14 protein-coding genes are annotated in these 17,234 nt (G+C 66.2%); 7 read left to right on the forward strand and 7 right to left on the reverse strand.

The window, feature by feature from the left end:
- Positions 1 to 25 precede the first annotated feature (25 nt).
- Together EPK82_RS08245 and EPK82_RS08250 are read left to right on the forward strand one after the other, a co-directional pair.
- Complete coding sequence (locus EPK82_RS08245) at positions 26 to 928, forward strand: DMT family transporter (RefSeq protein WP_134676290.1); 903 nt, start codon at positions 26 to 28, stop codon at positions 926 to 928.
- Entirely contained in the window at positions 925 to 2,097 is a 1,173-nt protein-coding gene (locus EPK82_RS08250) for a cyanate transporter (RefSeq protein WP_134676291.1), read from the forward strand. The genes EPK82_RS08245 and EPK82_RS08250 overlap by 4 nt, the downstream gene beginning before the upstream one ends.
- Before the next feature lie 12 nt (positions 2,098 to 2,109).
- Here EPK82_RS08250 and EPK82_RS08255 read toward each other — a convergent pair whose 3' ends face one another.
- From EPK82_RS08255 to fadD2, 3 genes are all read right to left on the reverse strand, one after another.
- Entirely contained in the window at positions 2,110 to 3,795 is a 1,686-nt protein-coding gene (locus tag EPK82_RS08255; protein ID WP_134676292.1) for a methyl-accepting chemotaxis protein, read from the reverse strand.
- Positions 3,796 to 4,108: 313 nt separating this feature from the next.
- Positions 4,109 to 5,797, reverse strand: coding sequence for a long-chain-fatty-acid--CoA ligase FadD1 (fadD1, locus tag EPK82_RS08260; RefSeq protein ID WP_134676293.1), 1,689 nt, complete (start codon positions 5,795 to 5,797; stop codon positions 4,109 to 4,111).
- A 404-nt stretch (positions 5,798 to 6,201) separates the two neighbouring features.
- On the reverse strand, positions 6,202 to 7,890 hold the full coding sequence (fadD2, locus tag EPK82_RS08265) for a long-chain-fatty-acid--CoA ligase FadD2 (protein WP_037048861.1): 1,689 nt from the start codon (positions 7,888 to 7,890) through the stop codon (positions 6,202 to 6,204).
- A 217-nt stretch (positions 7,891 to 8,107) separates the two neighbouring features.
- Between fadD2 and EPK82_RS08270 the strand changes: the two genes are divergently transcribed.
- The 5 genes from EPK82_RS08270 (at position 8,108) to codA (ending at position 13,472) form a co-directional block, all read left to right on the forward strand.
- Positions 8,108 to 9,058, forward strand: coding sequence for an alpha/beta hydrolase (locus EPK82_RS08270; protein ID WP_134676294.1), 951 nt, complete (start codon positions 8,108 to 8,110; stop codon positions 9,056 to 9,058).
- Positions 9,055 to 9,525, forward strand: coding sequence for a MaoC family dehydratase (locus tag EPK82_RS08275; protein WP_037048873.1), 471 nt, complete (start codon positions 9,055 to 9,057; stop codon positions 9,523 to 9,525). Before EPK82_RS08270 ends, EPK82_RS08275 begins: the two co-directional genes overlap by 4 nt.
- A gap of 207 nt (positions 9,526 to 9,732) precedes the next feature.
- Positions 9,733 to 11,004 carry a cytosine permease gene (codB, locus tag EPK82_RS08280; RefSeq protein ID WP_134676295.1) on the forward strand — a complete coding sequence of 424 codons (1,272 nt, stop codon included), beginning with the start codon at positions 9,733 to 9,735 and terminating at the stop codon, positions 11,002 to 11,004.
- On the forward strand, positions 11,001 to 12,224 hold the full coding sequence (locus tag EPK82_RS08285) for a PucR family transcriptional regulator (RefSeq protein ID WP_134676296.1): 1,224 nt from the start codon (positions 11,001 to 11,003) through the stop codon (positions 12,222 to 12,224). Before codB ends, EPK82_RS08285 begins: the two co-directional genes overlap by 4 nt.
- Before the next feature lie 12 nt (positions 12,225 to 12,236).
- A complete protein-coding gene (gene codA, locus EPK82_RS08290) occupies positions 12,237 to 13,472 on the forward strand; it encodes a cytosine deaminase (RefSeq protein WP_134676297.1) in 1,236 nt (411 codons plus the stop codon).
- Positions 13,473 to 13,714: 242 nt separating this feature from the next.
- Here the strand turns inward: codA and EPK82_RS08295 are convergent, their stop codons facing one another.
- From EPK82_RS08295 to ccoM, 4 genes are all read right to left on the reverse strand, one after another.
- On the reverse strand, positions 13,715 to 14,566 hold the full coding sequence (locus EPK82_RS08295; RefSeq protein WP_047587558.1) for an efflux RND transporter periplasmic adaptor subunit: 852 nt from the start codon (positions 14,564 to 14,566) through the stop codon (positions 13,715 to 13,717).
- A gap of 10 nt (positions 14,567 to 14,576) precedes the next feature.
- A complete protein-coding gene (locus tag EPK82_RS08300) occupies positions 14,577 to 14,780 on the reverse strand; it encodes a DUF1656 domain-containing protein (RefSeq protein WP_037048889.1) in 204 nt (67 codons plus the stop codon).
- Positions 14,767 to 16,755, reverse strand: coding sequence for an FUSC family protein (locus tag EPK82_RS08305; RefSeq protein WP_134676298.1), 1,989 nt, complete (start codon positions 16,753 to 16,755; stop codon positions 14,767 to 14,769). Before EPK82_RS08305 ends, EPK82_RS08300 begins: the two co-directional genes overlap by 14 nt.
- Positions 16,756 to 16,962: 207 nt before the next feature.
- A complete protein-coding gene (gene ccoM, locus EPK82_RS25115; RefSeq protein WP_017361612.1) occupies positions 16,963 to 17,079 on the reverse strand; it encodes a cytochrome c oxidase subunit CcoM in 117 nt (38 codons plus the stop codon).
- Positions 17,080 to 17,234: the final 155 nt, after the last annotated feature.

The raw sequence follows: 17,234 nt of genomic DNA on the forward strand, positions 1-17,234 counted from the left end.
GTATTCACGCCAAGGAGGCATCCCCATGCCAGGTTCACGCTCCAGATCATTTCTGGCCCTGTCACTGCTGTTCACCATCGGCGCGCTGATGGGACTGACCACCAATCTGGTGAAGATCGCCGGCACGCAGGGCTGGCCACCTCTCGCCTACCTGCTGTGGAGCCTGCTCGGCAGTGGCCTGCTGCTGCTGGCGCTGAGCTGGCTGCGCGGTGAGCGTCCCGGCCTGGGCGTCACCTCGCTGCGCTACTACCTGGCCTCCGGGCTGCTCAGCATCACCCTGCCCAATGGCCTGATGTTCAGCTCGATCCCGCACGTCGGCGCCGGCTTCGCGGCCATGTGCCTGGCCTTTCCGCCCCTGGTTACCTACCTGCTGGCCCTGGCCCTGCGCATGGAGGGCCCCAGCCGGATTCGCCTGCTGGGCATCTGCGTCGGCCTGCTCGGCAGCGTGCTGCTGGCGCTGGGCAAGCTGCACAGCGGCGACAGCCCCTACCTGTGGGTGCTGGCGGCGCTCTGCGTGCCGGTGTTCCTTGCCCTGGGCAACATCTACCGCTCCCGCTACTGGCCACAAGGCGCCAGCCCGCTGTCTCTGGCGCCCGGCATGCTGCTCGGCGGCGCCTTGCTGCTGCTCCCCCTGAGCGGGCTGGGGTTCGATCTGCAACCCCGTCTGCACGATGCCACCGCGATCGCTCTGCTGGCCGGACAGATGGCCCTGTTCGCCATGGTCTACGCGCTGTTCTTCGTGCTGCAGAAGCTCGCCGGCGCAGTGTTCCTCAGCCAGATAGGCTCGGTGGCGGCGATCATCGGCGCGGCCATGGCCATCGGCCTGTTCGGTGAGAACGGCAGCCTGTCGATGCTGCTGGCCGCCGTGTGCATCGTCGGCGGCGTGCTGCTGGTCGCCTCGCGCGGTACCAAGGAGGCCCAAGCATGAAACGCCAGGCTCTGTTACTGCTCGCCATCGTCCTGCTCGGCCTCAACCTGCGGCCGGCGCTGGCCGCCATCGGCCCGCTGCTCGACCGCATCCAGCGCGATACCGGACTGGATCACGTCGCCGCCAGCCTGCTGACCAGCGTGCCCGTGGTCATCATGGGGCTCGGGGCGCTGGCCTGCGGCCCTCTGCGCAGGCGCCTCGGCGACAACGGCGGGATTCTGCTCGGTGTGCTGCTGATCGCCTTCGCCTCGCTGCTGCGTGGTCTGTTGCCCGAAGCCTCTACGCTGCTCGTCAGTGCGGTGCTGGCTGGCGCGGGCATCGCCTTCGTCCAGGCCCTGCTACCCGGTCTGATCAAGTCGCGCTTCGCCGCCGACAGTGGCCGCCTGATCGGCTTCTACAGCTGCGCGATCATGGCCGGCGCTGCGTTCGGTGCGGCCTTCACCCCCTGGCTGGCCCAGTCGCTGGGCTGGGCCTGGGCCCTGGCAGGCTGGACGCTGCCCGCCCTGCTGGCGGCAGCGGTGTGGCGTCGCGCCGCGCCCTCCGCTGGCGCAAGCGCCGTCGCCAGCGCCCCGCCGCTGGTGACCTGGCGCTGGCCCCGGGCCTGGCTGCTGATGAGCTTCTTCGGCATCGGCACCGCCGGCTACACCCTGGTGCTGGCCTGGCTGCCGCCCTACTACACCGCCCTGGGCTGGAGCGCCCAGGCCAGTGGCCTGCTGCTGGCCGCGCTGACCCTGTGCGAGGTCGTCGCCGGTCTGCTGCTATCCAGCCTGCTGCCGCGCTTTCCTGACCGCCGGCCGCTGCTGGCGACGGTGCTGCTGTCGCTGCTGGCCGGCCTGATCGGCCTGCAGCTGGCGCCGGAAACCCTGGTGGTGCCTGTCGCCCTGCTCCTCGGTGTCGGTATCGGCGGTCTGTTCCCGCTGTCGCTGGTGGTGGCCCAGGATCACCTGGACGATCCGCGGCAGACGGCGGATCTGCTGGCTTTCGTCCAGGGCGGCGGCTATCTGATCGCGGCGTGCGCACCGCTGCTGGCGGGTCTGCTACGGCACTACAGCACGGACCTGAGCCTGAGCTGGCAGCTGATGGCGCTGGCCACCCTGGTGCTGATGGTCATGGCCGTGCGCTTCAGCCCGCCTCGGCAACAGCGTCCGCTGGACGCGCTGACGGACTGAAGCGCCCGGCGCTCAGACGCGGAACTGGCCGACCAGGCCCTGCAGGCGCCCGCCCAGGCCGTCGAGATCACGAGCGGCCTGCGCGCCCTGCTCCGCATCGCTGGCGACCTCGTCCACCGCGACGGCAATCTGATGCACGCTGCGGTTGATCTCCTCGGCCACGGCGGTCTGCTCCTCGGCGGCACTGGCGATCTGCGCGTTCATCGAGTTGATGGTGCCGATCAACACCGCGATGCTGTCCAGCGCCTCGCCGGCATGGCTGGCCTGCTCGCGGGTGCTCTCCCCCATCTGACTGGCGCGCTGCATCGCCGCCACGGCCTCGCCCGTGGCATTCTGCAGACGGTCGATCATGCCCTGGATCTCCCCAGTGCTCTGCTGGGTACGGCTGGCCAGGGCGCGGACCTCATCGGCCACCACGGCGAAGCCTCGCCCCGCCTCACCGGCTCGCGCAGCCTCGATGGCCGCATTGAGCGCCAGCAGGTTGGTCTGGTCGGCGATCGCACGAATCACCTCCAGCACGCTGACGATGCCCTGTACGTCACGACGCAGGCTGTCCAGCGACTCGCTGCTGCTGCGCACCTCGCCGACCAGGTCGTGGATGTGGGCGATGCTGCCATCCACCACGCGCTTGGCATCCTGGCCCTGCTGATCGGTCTCGCGCGCCGCCTCGGCAGCACGCTGGGCACTCTGCGCCACCTCGTGGGCCGCAGCGGACATCTCGTTGATGGCGGTGGCGACCTGATCGGTCTCCTGACGCTGCCCGGCCATCGCCTGTTCGGAGCGCTGCGCCTGACTGGACACGCCACCGACCAGACCGAAGAGCTGATCGGTGGTCACCGATACCTGCTGCACCAGCGCATGAATCTTGGCGACGAAGGCGTTGAACGAACTCGCCAGCTCGCCCAGCTCATCCTGGCTGGTGACCGGCAGGCGCTGGGTCAGGTCGCCCTCCCCGGCCGCCATGTCATCGAGCTTGCTCTTGATTAGCTGCACCGGCTTGGTGATCGACGCCGCCAGCGGCAGGGACAGCAGGGCCAGCACCAGCAGCAGGCCGATCGCGGAGCCGGCCATGACCATCAGCAGGCGGTCGACGCTGTGCTGGAACTGCGCCCGCGCCGCCTGGACATCCCGCTCGACCCCGTCGAGATTGACCGAGGTGCCGAAGACCATCTTCCACTTGGGCAGGTAGTGCGAGTAACCGACCTTGGCCACCAGCACCTTGCCGTCGCCCAGCACGAAGCTGTAGTCGACGTAGTGGCTGCTATCCATGCCGGCTCGCACCAGCTCACGAATGGCATAGACGCCATTGGGGTCGCGGTAGCCGCTGAAGTCCTCGCCGATGCGGTCGTTGGTATTGCCCTGCAGCACGCGATGGACGTTGCTGTCGTAGCCCCAGAAATAGCCATCCGCCCCGTAGGACAGGCGCTTGAGTACCTCGACGGCCTGGGCGCGCGCGTTCATGTCGCCATCGGCGGAGGCCTGGTACAGCGGATCGATCGCGTTGACCGCCAGTTCCACGTACTGCTTGATCTCCGCCTTGCGGTCCGCCACCAGCTTGGCCCGGGTCTGCGCCTCCTGCTGGTCGGCCAGATTGCCGAGGACGACGAACGCGATGGAGCTGAGCAGCAGGGTCAACAGGCAGATAGGACCAAACGCCAGCAGCAGCACTTTGGAACGCAGACGCAGAGAGAAGATCATGGGCAGTACACCTTTACCGGCGCTTTGATGTTATAGAGCCGGCATATTGCCAATATGACGGCGTCAAAAAAACAGAGAAAAGCAAAAACTGGTATGACCAGCCTCGTCTCATAATGGAATGACTATCCCGTATCTGGTCACGGAGTGCCTGATCAGGATCAATGGTCATGCCGGCAGCAGCGCACCTCGCTGGTGCCTGCGATCCCCTCGGGGCGGCCAGCACCGCCGCGTGCACGGCCGGCAGGATTGCCTGCCAGGAATGACGGGCAATAAAAAACCCGCCGTGGCGGGTTTTTCGTTCAACGCGGTCGCGTCACTTCTTGCCCAGTTTCTTCAGCTCTTCGTCACGCAGCTCGCGGCGCAGGATCTTGCCGACGTTGGTGGTGGGCAGCACGTCGCGGAACTCCACGGCCTTGGGCACCTTGTAGCCGGTCAGGTTGGCGCGCATGTGCTCCATCACCTGTTCCTTGGTCAGGCTCTCGCCCGGCTTGACCACCACGAACACCTTGATCGCCTCGCCGGACTTCTCGTCCGGCACGCCGATGGCCGCGCACTGCAGCACGCCCGGCAGGGTCGCCAGGACGTCTTCCAGCTCGTTCGGATAGACGTTGAAGCCGGACACCAGAATCATGTCCTTCTTGCGGTCGACGATACGCAGGTAGCCGTCTTCCTGGATCAGGCCGATGTCACCGGTCTTCAGCCAGCCGTCGGCATCGAGGATCTCGTCGGTCGCTTCCTGGCGCTGCCAGTAGCCCTTCATCACCTGCGGCCCTTTCACGCACAGCTCGCCGATCTCGCCGATGGCCAGGTCCTGGCCTTCGTCGTTGATGGTCTTGCACTGGGTCGAAGGCAGCGGAATGCCGATGGTGCCCAGCTGGATGGCGCTGAACGGGTTGACCGTGGCCACCGGGCTGGTCTCGGTCATGCCGAAGCCTTCGCAGATGGCGCAACCGGTGACTTCCTTCCAGCGCTCGGCGGTGGCCAGTTGCAGGGCCATGCCGCCGGAGAAGGTCGCCTTCAGGCTGGAGAAGTCCAGCTTGCGGAAGTCTTCGTTGTTGCACAGGGCAACGAACAGGGTGTTGAGGCCGACGAACCCGGTGAAGCGGTACTTGGCCAGGTCCTTGACCACCGACGGCAGGTCGCGCGGGTTGGTCAGCAGGACGTTGTGGCCACCGATCAGCATCATCGCCATGCAATGGAAGGTAAAGGCGTAGATGTGGTACAGCGGCAGCGGCGCGATCAGCACCTCACACCCCTCATCGAGGTTGGCGCCCATCAGCTCCTTGACCTGCAGCATGTTGGCGACCAGGTTGCGGTGCGTGAGCATCGCGCCCTTGGCCACACCGGTGGTACCGCCGGTGTACTGCAGCACGGCGATATCGCCGTTGCTCGGCTTGGCTTCGTTGAAGCTCTGGCCACGGCCCTTGGCCAGGGCGTCATTGAGCTTGATGGCGTGCGGCAGGTTGTAGGCCGGCACCATTTTCTTCACGTGCTTGATCACGAAGTTGACCAGCAGACGCTTGAACGTCGGCAGCATGTCGCCCACTTCGGTGACCAGGACGGTCTTCACCCCGGTCTTCGGCACCACCTGTTCGGCCAGGTGCGCCATGTTGGCCAGGCAGATCAGCGCCTTGGCGCCGGAGTCGTTGAACTGATGTTCCATTTCCCGCGCGGTGTACAGCGGGTTGGTGTTGACCACCACCAGGCCGGCACGCATGGCGCCGAAAACCACGACGGGGTACTGCAGCACGTTGGGCAGCTGCACGGCGATGCGATCGCCCGGCTTGAGGTCGGTATGCTGCTGCAGATAGGCCGCGAAATCACCGGAGAGCTGGTAGACCTCGCCGTAGGTGAGCGTCTTGCCCAGGTTGCTGAAAGCAGGCTTGTCGGCGAAGCGTTGGCAGGACTCTTTCAATACCGCGAGGATGTTCGGGTACTGGTCGGGATTGATTTCGGCAGCGACCCCAACGGGATACTTGTCCTTCCAGAAGTTTTCGGTCATGGAAGCCCACTCCTAAGCAACAGCTGATCTTCACCGCGCGCAGGCGGTTGTTTGTTGTGTGTTTAGCTCGCTTTCCCGCTGGCCAGGGGCCCGGAAGCGCGCCGAGAGTAGCAGCTTTACCGGAGGCTCACCAGCACCAAGCATGGCCTACGGAGTCAGAAAAATGACCAGAAAACACCATCCAGTCACAACCCGGCTTTCGCTCTGAGAATCGAACAAAGGCCTCTAGCTCGGCTTATGCAGCGCGCAGAGCCTAACCTGAACAGGCGTCAGGCACAGTGCTGGGCTCGACGAAACGAGGCATGCCACCCTGCCGGTGGTTACCAAATCACAACAAATGCTCCGCCGTGCTGGCGGACAGGCGCGGGAAAACCTCTCCCCCGGGCCGGGGGAGAGGTTTCGGCTCAGGCGATGTCGCGCAGCTCGCGACGCAGGATCTTGCCCACCGGCGTCATCGGCAGGGCGTCCTTGAACACGATGTGCTTGGGCACCTTGTAGCCGGTGAAGTTTTCCTTGCAGTAGGCCTTGAGCTCTTCCACGGTCACCCCGCCATCGCGCGGCACCACGAACAGCTTGACCACTTCCCCGGACTTCTCGTCCGGCACGCCGATGGCCGCGCAGCTGGCGACCTTCGGGTGCGCCATGACCACGTCCTCGATCTCGTTGGGATACACGTTGAAGCCGGAGACGATGATCATGTCCTTCTTGCGGTCGACGATGCGCACGAAGCCATCCGGGTCGATCACCGCGATATCGCCGGTCTTGAACCAGCCGTCGGCATCCAGCACCTCGGCCGTGGCCTCCTCGCGCTGCCAGTAGCCCTTCATCACCTGCGGCCCCTGGATGCACAGCTCGCCACGATCGCCCAGGGGCTGCTCGTTGCCCTCGTCGTCGATCACCTTGAACGCGGTACCCGGCACCGGAATGCCAACGGTGCCCAGGCGCGCCTTGTCGCCATAGGGGTTGGTACTGGCGACCGGCGAGGTCTCGGTCAGGCCGTAGCCCTCCACCACGGTGCAACCGGTCATCTGCTGCCAGCGCTCGGCGGTGGCCTTGACCAGTGCGGTACCGCCGGAGTTGGTGACCTTGAGGTGGGAGAAATCGAGGTTCTTGAACTCGGGATGATCCATCAGCGCGACGAACAGGGTATTCAGGCCCAACAGGGCGGAGAACTTCCATTTGCCCAGTTCCTTGACGAAACCGGGGATGTCGCGCGGGTTGGTGATCAGCACGTTATGGTTGCCGTTGACCATCATGCACATGCAGTTCGCGGTGAAGGCATAGATGTGGTACAGCGGCAGCGGCGCGATCATGATCTCCTGGCCCTGCTTCATCAGTGGCGTGCCGTCCGGGCCGAGTTGCGACAGGCAGGCATCGACCTGCAGCATGTTCGCCACCAGGTTGCCGTGCGTGAGCATCGCGCCCTTGGCTACGCCGGTGGTGCCACCGGTGTACTGCAGCACGGCGACATCCTCGTGGCTGGCGGTGACCGGCGCCAGCGCCTGGCCATGCCCCTGCCGGAGCACCTGCTTGAAGGCGATGGCCTGCGGCAGGTGGTAGTCGGGCACCATCTTCTTGACCTTCTTCACCACGGTGTTGACCAGCCAGCCCTTGAGGCTCGGCAGCAGGTCACCCATCCGCGCTTCGATCAGGTACTCGATCTCGGTGTCCGGCAGCACTTCCTGGACCAGCTTGCCGAACATGTTCAGGTACACCAGCGCACGCACGCCGGCATCCTTGAACTGGTGGCGCATCTCGCGCGCGGTGTACAGCGGATTGGTGTTGACCACGATGAGGCCGGCGCGCATGGCACCGAACACGGCGATCGGGTACTGCAGCACGTTGGGCATCTGCACGGCGATGCGGTCGCCCGGCTTGAGGTCAGTGTGCTTCTGCAGGTAGGCGGCGAAGGCAGCGGAGAGACGGTCCAGCTCGGCGTAGGTCAGCGTGACACCGAGGTTGCTGAAGGCAGGGCGGTCAGCGAAACGCTTGCAGGAGCGCTCGAAGACTTCGATCACCGACTTGTAGCTGGACAGGTCGATATCGTTGGGCACGCCAGGGGCGCGTTTGTCGTTCCAGAAATCAGGTTGCATTGTTCTTGTCCTCTTCCCCTGAAGTGATCTGACTGGCCGGAAAGTAGCAGCTTAGAGCTGAACCGCATATAGCTCGAAGGCGTCATTGATGGGCTGAATTTCGCAATAAATGTAGCGATTCGTAACCGATCTTTGGCATTCGCGAATAAACCGCGACGCTTTGCCTGATGACGAGCAAGGTGCACAATGCCGCCAACCTTCGGCACAAGGATTCGCCATGCGCCACGACGCCTTCACCCTCAACGCCAGCGACGGCCTGCCGCTGCACGTCAACCACTGGTACGGCGATGAGCCACCCCGTGCGATGGTCATGCTTGCCCATGGCATGGCCGAGCACAGCCTGCGCTACGAACGGCTGGCCGAAGCCCTGGTGGCGGCGGGCTTCGCCCTCTACGCCCTGGACCAGCGCGGCCACGGCCGCACGGCCGAACGCGGCACCCTGGGGCATTACGCCGACGAGGACGGCTGGAGCAAGGTCGTCGGCGACCTCTCCACCCTCAATCACCACATTCGCCAGCAGCATCCGCACACGCCGATCTTCCTCTTCGGCCACAGCATGGGTAGCTACATCGGCATCGCCTACCTCATGGGCCACAGCTGCAGCCTGCAGGGCGCCGTACTTTCCGGCTCCAACTACCAGCCCGTGGCGCTGTACAAGGCGGCACGCCTGATCGCCGGTTTCGAACGCTGGCGCCTGGGCGCGAAAGGCCGCAGCAAGGTCATCGATTTTCTCTCCTTCGGCTCGTTCAACAAGGCGTTCAAGCCCAACCGCACCGCCTTCGACTGGCTCAGCCGCGACCCGGCGGAAGTGGACAAATACGTGACCGATCCGCTGTGCGGGTTCGTCTGCACCACGCAGTTGTGGTGCGACCTGCTCGACGGCCTGCAGCACATCACGCCCCCCGCCAACCTGGCGCAGATCGATGCCGACCTGCCGCTGCTGGTCATCGGCGGCTCGCGTGATCCGGTCAGCGACGGCAAGCGCCTGGGTGACCTGGCTGGCGCCCTGCGTGAGGCCGGCGTGCGCGACGTACAACTGAAACTTTACCCCGAGGCCCGCCACGAGCTGCTCAACGAGAGCAACCGCGACGAGGTCACCGCCCATCTGATCGACTGGCTGCAACAGGCATTGAGCCACGGTCGCAAGCCCACTCAGGAGTGTTCATGACCCAGGTAACCAACATCCCCTACGAGGCGCTCGAAATCGGCCAGCAGGCCAGCTTCGAAAAGCAGGTGGAAGAACGTGACGTGCAGCTGTTCGCCGCCGTGTCCGGCGACAACAATCCGGTACACCTGGACGCCGCCTTCGCCGCCGAGACGATGTTCAAGGAGCGCATCGCCCATGGCATGTTCACCGGCGCGCTGATCAGCGCCGCCATCGCCTGCAACCTGCCAGGCCCGGGCACCATCTACCTCGGCCAGCAGCTGAAGTTCACCCGTCCGGTGAAACTCGGCGACACCCTGACCGTGAAGCTGGAAGTGCTGGAGAAGCTGCCGAAGAACCGCGTGCGCATCGCCACCCGCGTGTTCAACCAGGACGGCAAGCAAGTGGTCGACGGCGAAGCCGAAGTGCTCGCCCCGAGCGCCGAGCAGACCGTGACCATGCCGCCGATGCCGCAGGTGACCGTCGCCTGATCCGCTGCACACTGGTGCGCGGCAGCAGCGCCGCGCACCACTTTTGTTCTACACTCACAAGCCTTGAGCGATCTGACACTCCAGAAGTGCAATTCCTTGTGCACTTTGCACAAACCCCTTTGACTACCTTGCCAAGCGGCCATGCCCGCTGACTCTGGCACGTCCCCTGCTATCGCCAAGGCCTACCCCCCTACCGGAGCCAGGTCCATGAGCAACGCCACCCCCGATAGCGACTACCCTCTGAGCGAGGTCCCCAGCGGCGCCCGCAAGGGGCTGTTCTCCACCGCCATCCTGCTGTTCGGTTTCACCTTCTTCACCGCCACCATGTTCGCTGGCGGCAAGATCGGCATGGCCTTCGATTTCACCACCCTGCTCTGGGCCGCGGTGGTCGGCAACCTGCTGCTGGGCCTGTACGCGGCCGCACTGGGTTTCATCGCCTGCCGCAGCGGCTTGAACTCGGTGCTGATGGGGCGTTTCTGCTTCGGCGAAGTGGGCAGCAAGCTGTCCGACATGCTCCTGGGTTTCACCCAGATCGGCTGGTACGCCTGGGGCACGGCGACCGTCGCCATCGTCCTGGTGAAGATCCTCGGCCTGCCGGAGGGCCTGACCATCCCGCTGATGGTGTTGTTCGGCTTCGGTTTCTGCCTCACCGCCTTCGTCGGCTACAAGGGCCTGGACCTGCTCTCGCGCGTCGCCGTGCCGGCCATGCTGGTACTGCTGGTGGCGTCGCTGTGGATCGCCACCCGTGACATCGGCGGCCTCGCCGGGCTGCTGGCGGTGGAGCCGTCCGAGAGCATGAGCCTGAGCGTGGCCATCACCCTGGTGTTCGGCACCTTCGTCAGCGGCGCCACCCAGGCGACCAACTGGACCCGTTTCGCCCGGAGCGGCCGCGTCGCGGTGCTGGCCAGCCTGCTCGGCTTCTTCATCGGCAATGGCCTGATGATCGTCGCCGGTGCCTACGGTGCCATCGTCTACCAGCAACCGGACGTGGTCGAGGTGCTGGTGCTGCAGGGTCTGTCCATGGCCGCCGTGATCATGCTGTTCCTCAACCTGTGGACCACCCAGGACAACACCATCTACAACTTCGCCGCCGCCGGCTGCAACCTGCTGCGCACCGGCAAGCGCAAGACCGTGACCCTGGCCGGTGCCGGCATCGGCACGCTGCTGGCCATCGGCGGCATGTACGAACTGCTGATCCCCTTCCTGATCCTGCTCGGCTCGATCATCCCGCCGATTGGCGGCGTGATCATGGCCGACTACTTCTACGCTCACCGCGCACGCTACCCGAAACTGGCCGACGCCCGCCTGCCGGCCTTCAACTGGGTCGGCCTCGGCGCCTACCTGATCGGTGCGCTGAGCGCCTACTTCTCGCCCTGGGTCGCGCCACTGGTCGGCATCGCGGTGGCGGCGCTGGCCTATGTCGCACTGTTCGAGCTGAACAAGGCACTGGCGGGCCGTCAGCAGGTCGCCGGCGCGTGAGCCTGACCGTCGCCGACGTACTCGCCCTGCCAGACCTGGCCAGCATGCGCCTGCGTGCCGGCCAGGCCGGACGCGACAATGCCGTGCGCTGGCCCTACGTGGCCGAGAACGAGGGCATTGCCGACTGGGTGATGGGCGGCGAACTGATCTTCGTCACCGGCATCAACCATCCGCGCGACGAAGCCAACCTGCTGCGTCTGGTGCGCGAGGGCCATGAGCGCATCGTCGCCGGCATGGTCATCCTCACCGGCGCCGAATACATCCAGGCGATCCCGCCCAGCGTGATCGCAGAGGCCGAGCGCCTGGGCCTGCCGCTGATCGAGCAACCCTACGCCCTGAAGATGGTGGTGGTCACCCAGGCCATCGGCACCGCGCTGGTCCATGCGCAACAACTGGGCCGCTCGCGCCAGCACGTGCTGGAGCAGGTGCTCGATGGCGACTACCAGTCGCTGGACCTGCTCCTGCAGCGCGGCGACAGCCTCGGTCTGGCGCTGCACGTGCCGCGTCAGGTGGCGCTGCTGCGCCTCGACGGCAGCGAGCAGCTGTTCGGCGACCTGGCCGGCGAAGACGCCGAGCGCCAGTTGCAGAGCCGCCAGCAACTGCTGCAACGGCGCCTGGAGCAGAGCCTTAGCGAGCGTGGCGAGGCGCTGCCACTGGTCAGCCAGGGCCGGCACTGGATCGCCCTGCTGCCCTGCCCCACGCCACAGGATGAAGCGCGCAACCGCCAGGTGATGACCGCACTGCTCGACGAACTGCGCCCGCAACTCGGCCCGCTGCGGCTGTTTCTCGGCCTCGGCAGCGCCGGCTGCGACGCCCCGCGCTTCGCCCAGGGCCTGGGTGAAGCGCGCCAGGCACTGGCCGTGGCGCAGCGTTTCCCGGAGCGCCTGGGGCTGTGCAGTTTCAACGAGCTGGGCGTGCTGGAGCTGCTGGGCGCGATCCGTGATCGCAGCCTGCTCGACCGCTTCGTCGAGCGCGTGCTCGGCCCGCTGATCGGCGACGACTCGCGCCACCAGCCGGTGCTGATGCCGACGCTGGAGGCCTGGTTCGCCGAGAACGGCAACCTGGCCCTGGCCGCGCAGCGCCTGAACGTTCACCGCAATACCCTGAGCTACCGTCTACAGCGCATCGAAGCGCTGACCGGCTGCTCCTTCGATACCCCGCACGACCGCCTGAACATCAGCGTCGCGCTGCTGATCCGGCGCCTGTCGTCGCCTGCCTGAGAGGAACCCAGCATGATCATCCACAACGCCCGCCTGCGTGGCCGCGACGGCCTGTACCGCATCACCCTGAACGGCGCCGAGATCGCCGCCATCGACATCCAGACCGCCAGTGCCACCCCGGCGGCGGACGACCTCGACGCGGCCGGCAACCTGGTGGTGCCGCCATTCGTCGAACCGCACATCCACCTCGACGCCACGCTGACCGCCGGCGAGCCGGCCTGGAACATGAGCGGCACGCTGTTCGAAGGCATCGAGCGCTGGGCCGAGCGCAAGGCGCTGGTGACCCATGAAGACACCAAGACCCGCGCCAAGAAGACCATCGACATGCTGGTCGACCACGGCATCCAGCACGTACGCACCCACGTCGACGTCACCGACCCGACCCTGGCGGCGCTCAAGGCCATGCTCGAAGTGCGCGAGGAAACCCGCCACCTGATCGACCTGCAGATCGTCGCCTTCCCCCAGGAAGGCATCGAGTCCTACGCGAACGGTCGCGCCCTGATGGAGCAGGCCATCGAACTGGGCGCCGACGTGGTCGGTGGCATCCCGCACTTCGAGAACACCCGCGACCAGGGCGTGTCGTCGATCAAGTTCCTCATGGAGCTGGCCGAACGCAGCGGCTGCCTGGTGGACGTGCACTGCGACGAAACCGACGACCCGCAGTCGCGCTTTCTCGAGGTGCTGGCCGAGGAAGCCCGCGTGCGTGGCATGGGCGCGCGCGTCACCGCCAGCCACACCACGGCCATGGGTTCCTACGACAATGCCTACTGCTCCAAGCTGTTCCGCCTGCTGAAGATGAGCGGCATCAGCTTCGTCTCCTGCCCCACCGAGAGCATCCACCTGCAGGGCCGCTTCGACACCTACCCGAAACGCCGCGGCCTGACCCGCGTGGCCGAGATCGACCGCGCCGGGATGAACGTCTGCTTCGGCCAGGACTCCATCGTCGACCCCTGGTACCCGCTGGGCAACGGCAACATCCTGCGCATCCTCGAGGCTGGCCTGCACATCTGCCACATGCTCGGCTACGACGACCTCAAGCGCAGCCTGGACCTGATCACCGACAACTCGGCGCGCGCGCTGAACCTGGGCGAACGCTATGGCCTGGAAATCGGCCGCCCGGCCAACCTGCTGATTCTCTCGGCGCCGGACGACTACGAGATGGTGCGCAGCCAGGGCCACGCCCTGGTGTCGGTGCGCCACGGCAAGGTGCTGATGCGGCGTACCCCGGCCAGCATCGAACGCAGTTGATCACGTTCCTTGGCGCGTAGGGTGGATGACGCTCCATCCATCCACCAGTGCATCACCCCGTAGCCGGCCGTCGAACGAAGCGATCCCCAGGCGACAACGACCACGCCCAGACGGTGGACAAGCTTCGCGTTGTCCACCCTACGGACCCAGGCACGCAGCAGCGGTACCGTGGGAGGGGCTTCAGCCGCGAGCCCCCATGAAGAGCTCGCGGCTGAAGCCGCTCCTACAATTGCGAGAGTGCCCTACTCCAGCCGTACGCTGGCGGTCATGCCGGCACTCAGGGCGATGTCTTCGGGCAGGCTGGTCAGCCTGATGCGCACCGGAATGCGCTGCGCCAGGCGCACCCAGTTGAAGGTCGGTTCGACATCCGCCAGCAGTTGCCCATCCGGGCTGGCGTTGCGGTCGGTGATGCCACGGCTGATGCTCTCCACCTCGCCGCGAATCTCGTCCGTGCCGCCCATCAGCCAGACCTCCACCGGCGCGCCGACCTGGATGCGCGGCAGCTTGGTTTCCTCGAAATAGGCCTGCACGTAGAACGACTGGGTGTCGACCAGAGCCATCACCGCCTGCCCGGCCTTGACGTAGTTGCCCTGCGCCAGGACCAGGTTGGTCACCTGGCCATCGCGCGGTGCACGCACTTCGCTGCGCGCCAGGTTCAGCTCGGCGATACGCAGGTCGGCCTGCGCCTCGCGGTACTCGCCACGCGCCATCTCGGCGCTGATCTTGGCGTTGTCCAGCAGTTCGGCGCTGATCGCCTTGGCGCCCAGACGCGAGCGGCGCAACGCCTCGTGCTCACGCAGGCTGAGCTGCTGGCGGCGGATGTCCACCACGGCCTGGGCCTTCTCCACTGCAGCCTGGTAGCGATCGCGGTCGATGGTCATCAGCAGGTCGCCGGCCTTGACCTGCTGGTTGTCGCGCACCTTGAGCTCGAGCACCCAGCCGGACACGTCCGGGGCGATGGTCACCACATCCGCGCGCACCCGGGCGTCACGCGTCCAGGGCGAATACATGTAGTGCTGCCAGATCCACGAGCCGGCGAAGATCGCCGCCGCCACCATGGCCAGGGTGATACCGACACGAATGGTCGAATGCATGCTTCTCTCCTCAATGCGCCAGGACGGCCATCACGGCCGCCAGGACGCAGACATATAGGGCACAGTCGAACAGGGCCTCGTGCCAGATCCAGCGCGTCAGCCCGATGCGCTGCAAGCCGAGGCGCAACGCGCCGGTCAGCAGCAGCGCCAATACCGCGTAGATCGCCATGGGGCTCAGCAACACGCCGCCCAGCGACCACTCATGCAAGCCCATGGGCTTCTCCTCTCAGGTGACACCACTGGCGCCAGCCGTTCTGCAATTGCGACAGGGCGGCATCGGCCAGGCGCCGTTCGATACTCGGCGCCAGGGCAGCCAGCGCCTGGCGCAGCTCGGTCGCGGGTGCATCCAGCGCATCCCGGCGGCCCGGCGTCGGGCCCCACTCCAGCACCTCGTCCAGCTGCTGCAGGAAACGCTGTTGCGCCTGCGTCAGGTCGGCGTCGACATGCGCCAGGCAGGCGCGCAGGTGCAGCAGCTCGTCCCCCAGATCGAGCCCGGCGACACCATCGTCCCAGCGGCTGCGCGCACGGTCCGGTCGTGCCGGGTAGTGCCGCGCCAGCTGCAACAGGCGATCGGCCATGCGCCCGCCGAACCAGTTCTCCGCACGCCCCAGATCACGCCGGGTCAGGCGGCCGAGGTCGAGCAGGATGGCCTGCATCAGGCGCCGGCCATGCCACACCGGGTCACGCAGGCCGATCAGCTTGAAAGCCAGCACCGCACAGCCCACGCCCAGCAGCATGCCGGGGGCCTCGTTGAGGAAGTAGGCCACGTCATAGCCGACACCGGCCGGCGGCAGGCAGAGCACGATCAGGTGCAGGCAGAACGAGGTCGAGGTCGCCGCCAGCGCTGGCTTGGCCATGCCCAGCACGCCGAAGAACAGTGGCACGCCGAGCACCAGGGCGAGCATGGGGAAACCGTCGATCTGCGGCATCAGGATCTGCCCGACGAAGAAGGCCACCGGCAGCGCATAGAAAATGCCGCGCAGGAACATCATGCCGATTGCCGGGGCCGCCTCCAGCCGGGCGAACAGGCTGCAGACCACCGCGCCGAGCAGCATCGCACCGATCGCGTGGGTCCAGCCGGTGGCCATCCAGAATGCGGCCAGCGCCAGAAAGGTCAGGCCGCTGCGCGCGCCATAGACCAGCGCCGTCTGCCAGTCGTAGTGCCAGGACAGCGCTCGCGGCGCATCCTCCGGTGCCTGACCCTGCTCCACCGCCTGCAGCGCGCGACGAGCCTCAGCGACGCGCAGCAGGAGAACGGCCAGGCGCTCCAGGCACAGCTGCTGAGTGGCGCTCAGGGCCTCGTCCAGCGCCGCCTCGCGCAGGCGAGCGAGCAGTTCGGAGAGTTCCCCAGGCTGTGCCTGCAACTGCGTCTGCACCTCCTGCAGCCAGGGCGCGACCCGCTGCGCCTCGTCGGCACCGAGCTGTCGCCATTGCCGTGCCACGCCACGGGCCAGGCGCAGCATGCCGAGCAGGTCGCGACTGAGCACGCGCAGGGCGATGGCCCGCTGGCGCCCCCGCTCGCCCTCGAACCAGGCATGTTCGCGCTGGGCGTCCACGGCGACGATACGCGCCAGCACTTCCAGCAGGCCCTGGCGCGAGTCGCCCTCCTCCCCCGCCAGCGCCTGGCACACGGCCTTGACGCCGGCCAGCCAGGTGTCGCGCGCCTGCTGCACCAGTTGCCGCTCGACCCGCTGCGGCCAGAGCAGGGCGCTGCTCAGCGTGGCGCAGACCAGCCCCAGGCAGATCTCGGTGGAGCGGGCGATGGCTTCGTCGAAGATCACATGGGGCTTGCCGATGGCCGGCAGGCCGATGATCGCCACCGTGTAGCCGGCCAGGACGAAGGAATAGGCCCAGGCGCTGCGCAGCATGGTCGAAACGGCGGTACAGAGCGCCAGCCACAGGGCGAAGGCAAGCAGGAACAGCCAGGGTGTCTGGGCGAACAGGGCCATCATCACCACGGCCATGAAGGTGCCGACCATGGTGCCGAGCAACCGCGCCAGGCCCTTCTGCACCACCATGCCGGACAGCGGCTGGGCGACGATGAAGGCCGTCATCAGCGCCCATTGCGGCTGTTCGAGGCCGAGCCGCAGCGCGAGCCATAGCGCCAGCCCGCCGCCAAGCAGCGTCTTGACGGCGAACTGAACAGCCTGGGCACTGGGCGCCAGGAAAGCCTGCAGGGAATCTCGCATGGACAGGGATTCGGAACGTGACGATTTGAAGATAGACGACGGCTCGAGCGAGCAGCCAAACAAAGCCAATTATTAGCTAGCTATCTAATTTCGTCCAGCCCCCTGCCCAACTTTCCCTGCCAGGAGACCGTCAACCGGAACGACAGGCAAAAAAATGGGCGACCGAAGTCGCCCGAATTGCCTTGCGTGCCCAGTTGACCGGAAGGATCAGCTCTGCTTGCGCTTGTGAGCATCCTTCCAGATGAAGTAACCAACACCCCCGAAGAACGCGACCATCAGAAGAACGGTGCCGACTCCGGCGAGAACCACTGTATCGACGAACATGGCTGCCTCCTGTTGTGCCTGTCTGTCTGGGATGGCTTCACGTTATCAGCGCCAGCCCCGGCACCATTGATCTGGATCAATGCTCGCCACCCCCTCGCCCGACGGTTGCCCGGGAAACTGATCCAGGTCAACGAAACCACCCCGACGCAGCGCGC

Source organism: Ectopseudomonas khazarica (genome assembly GCF_004521985.1).
GTDB lineage: Bacteria > Pseudomonadota > Gammaproteobacteria > Pseudomonadales > Pseudomonadaceae > Aquipseudomonas > Aquipseudomonas khazarica.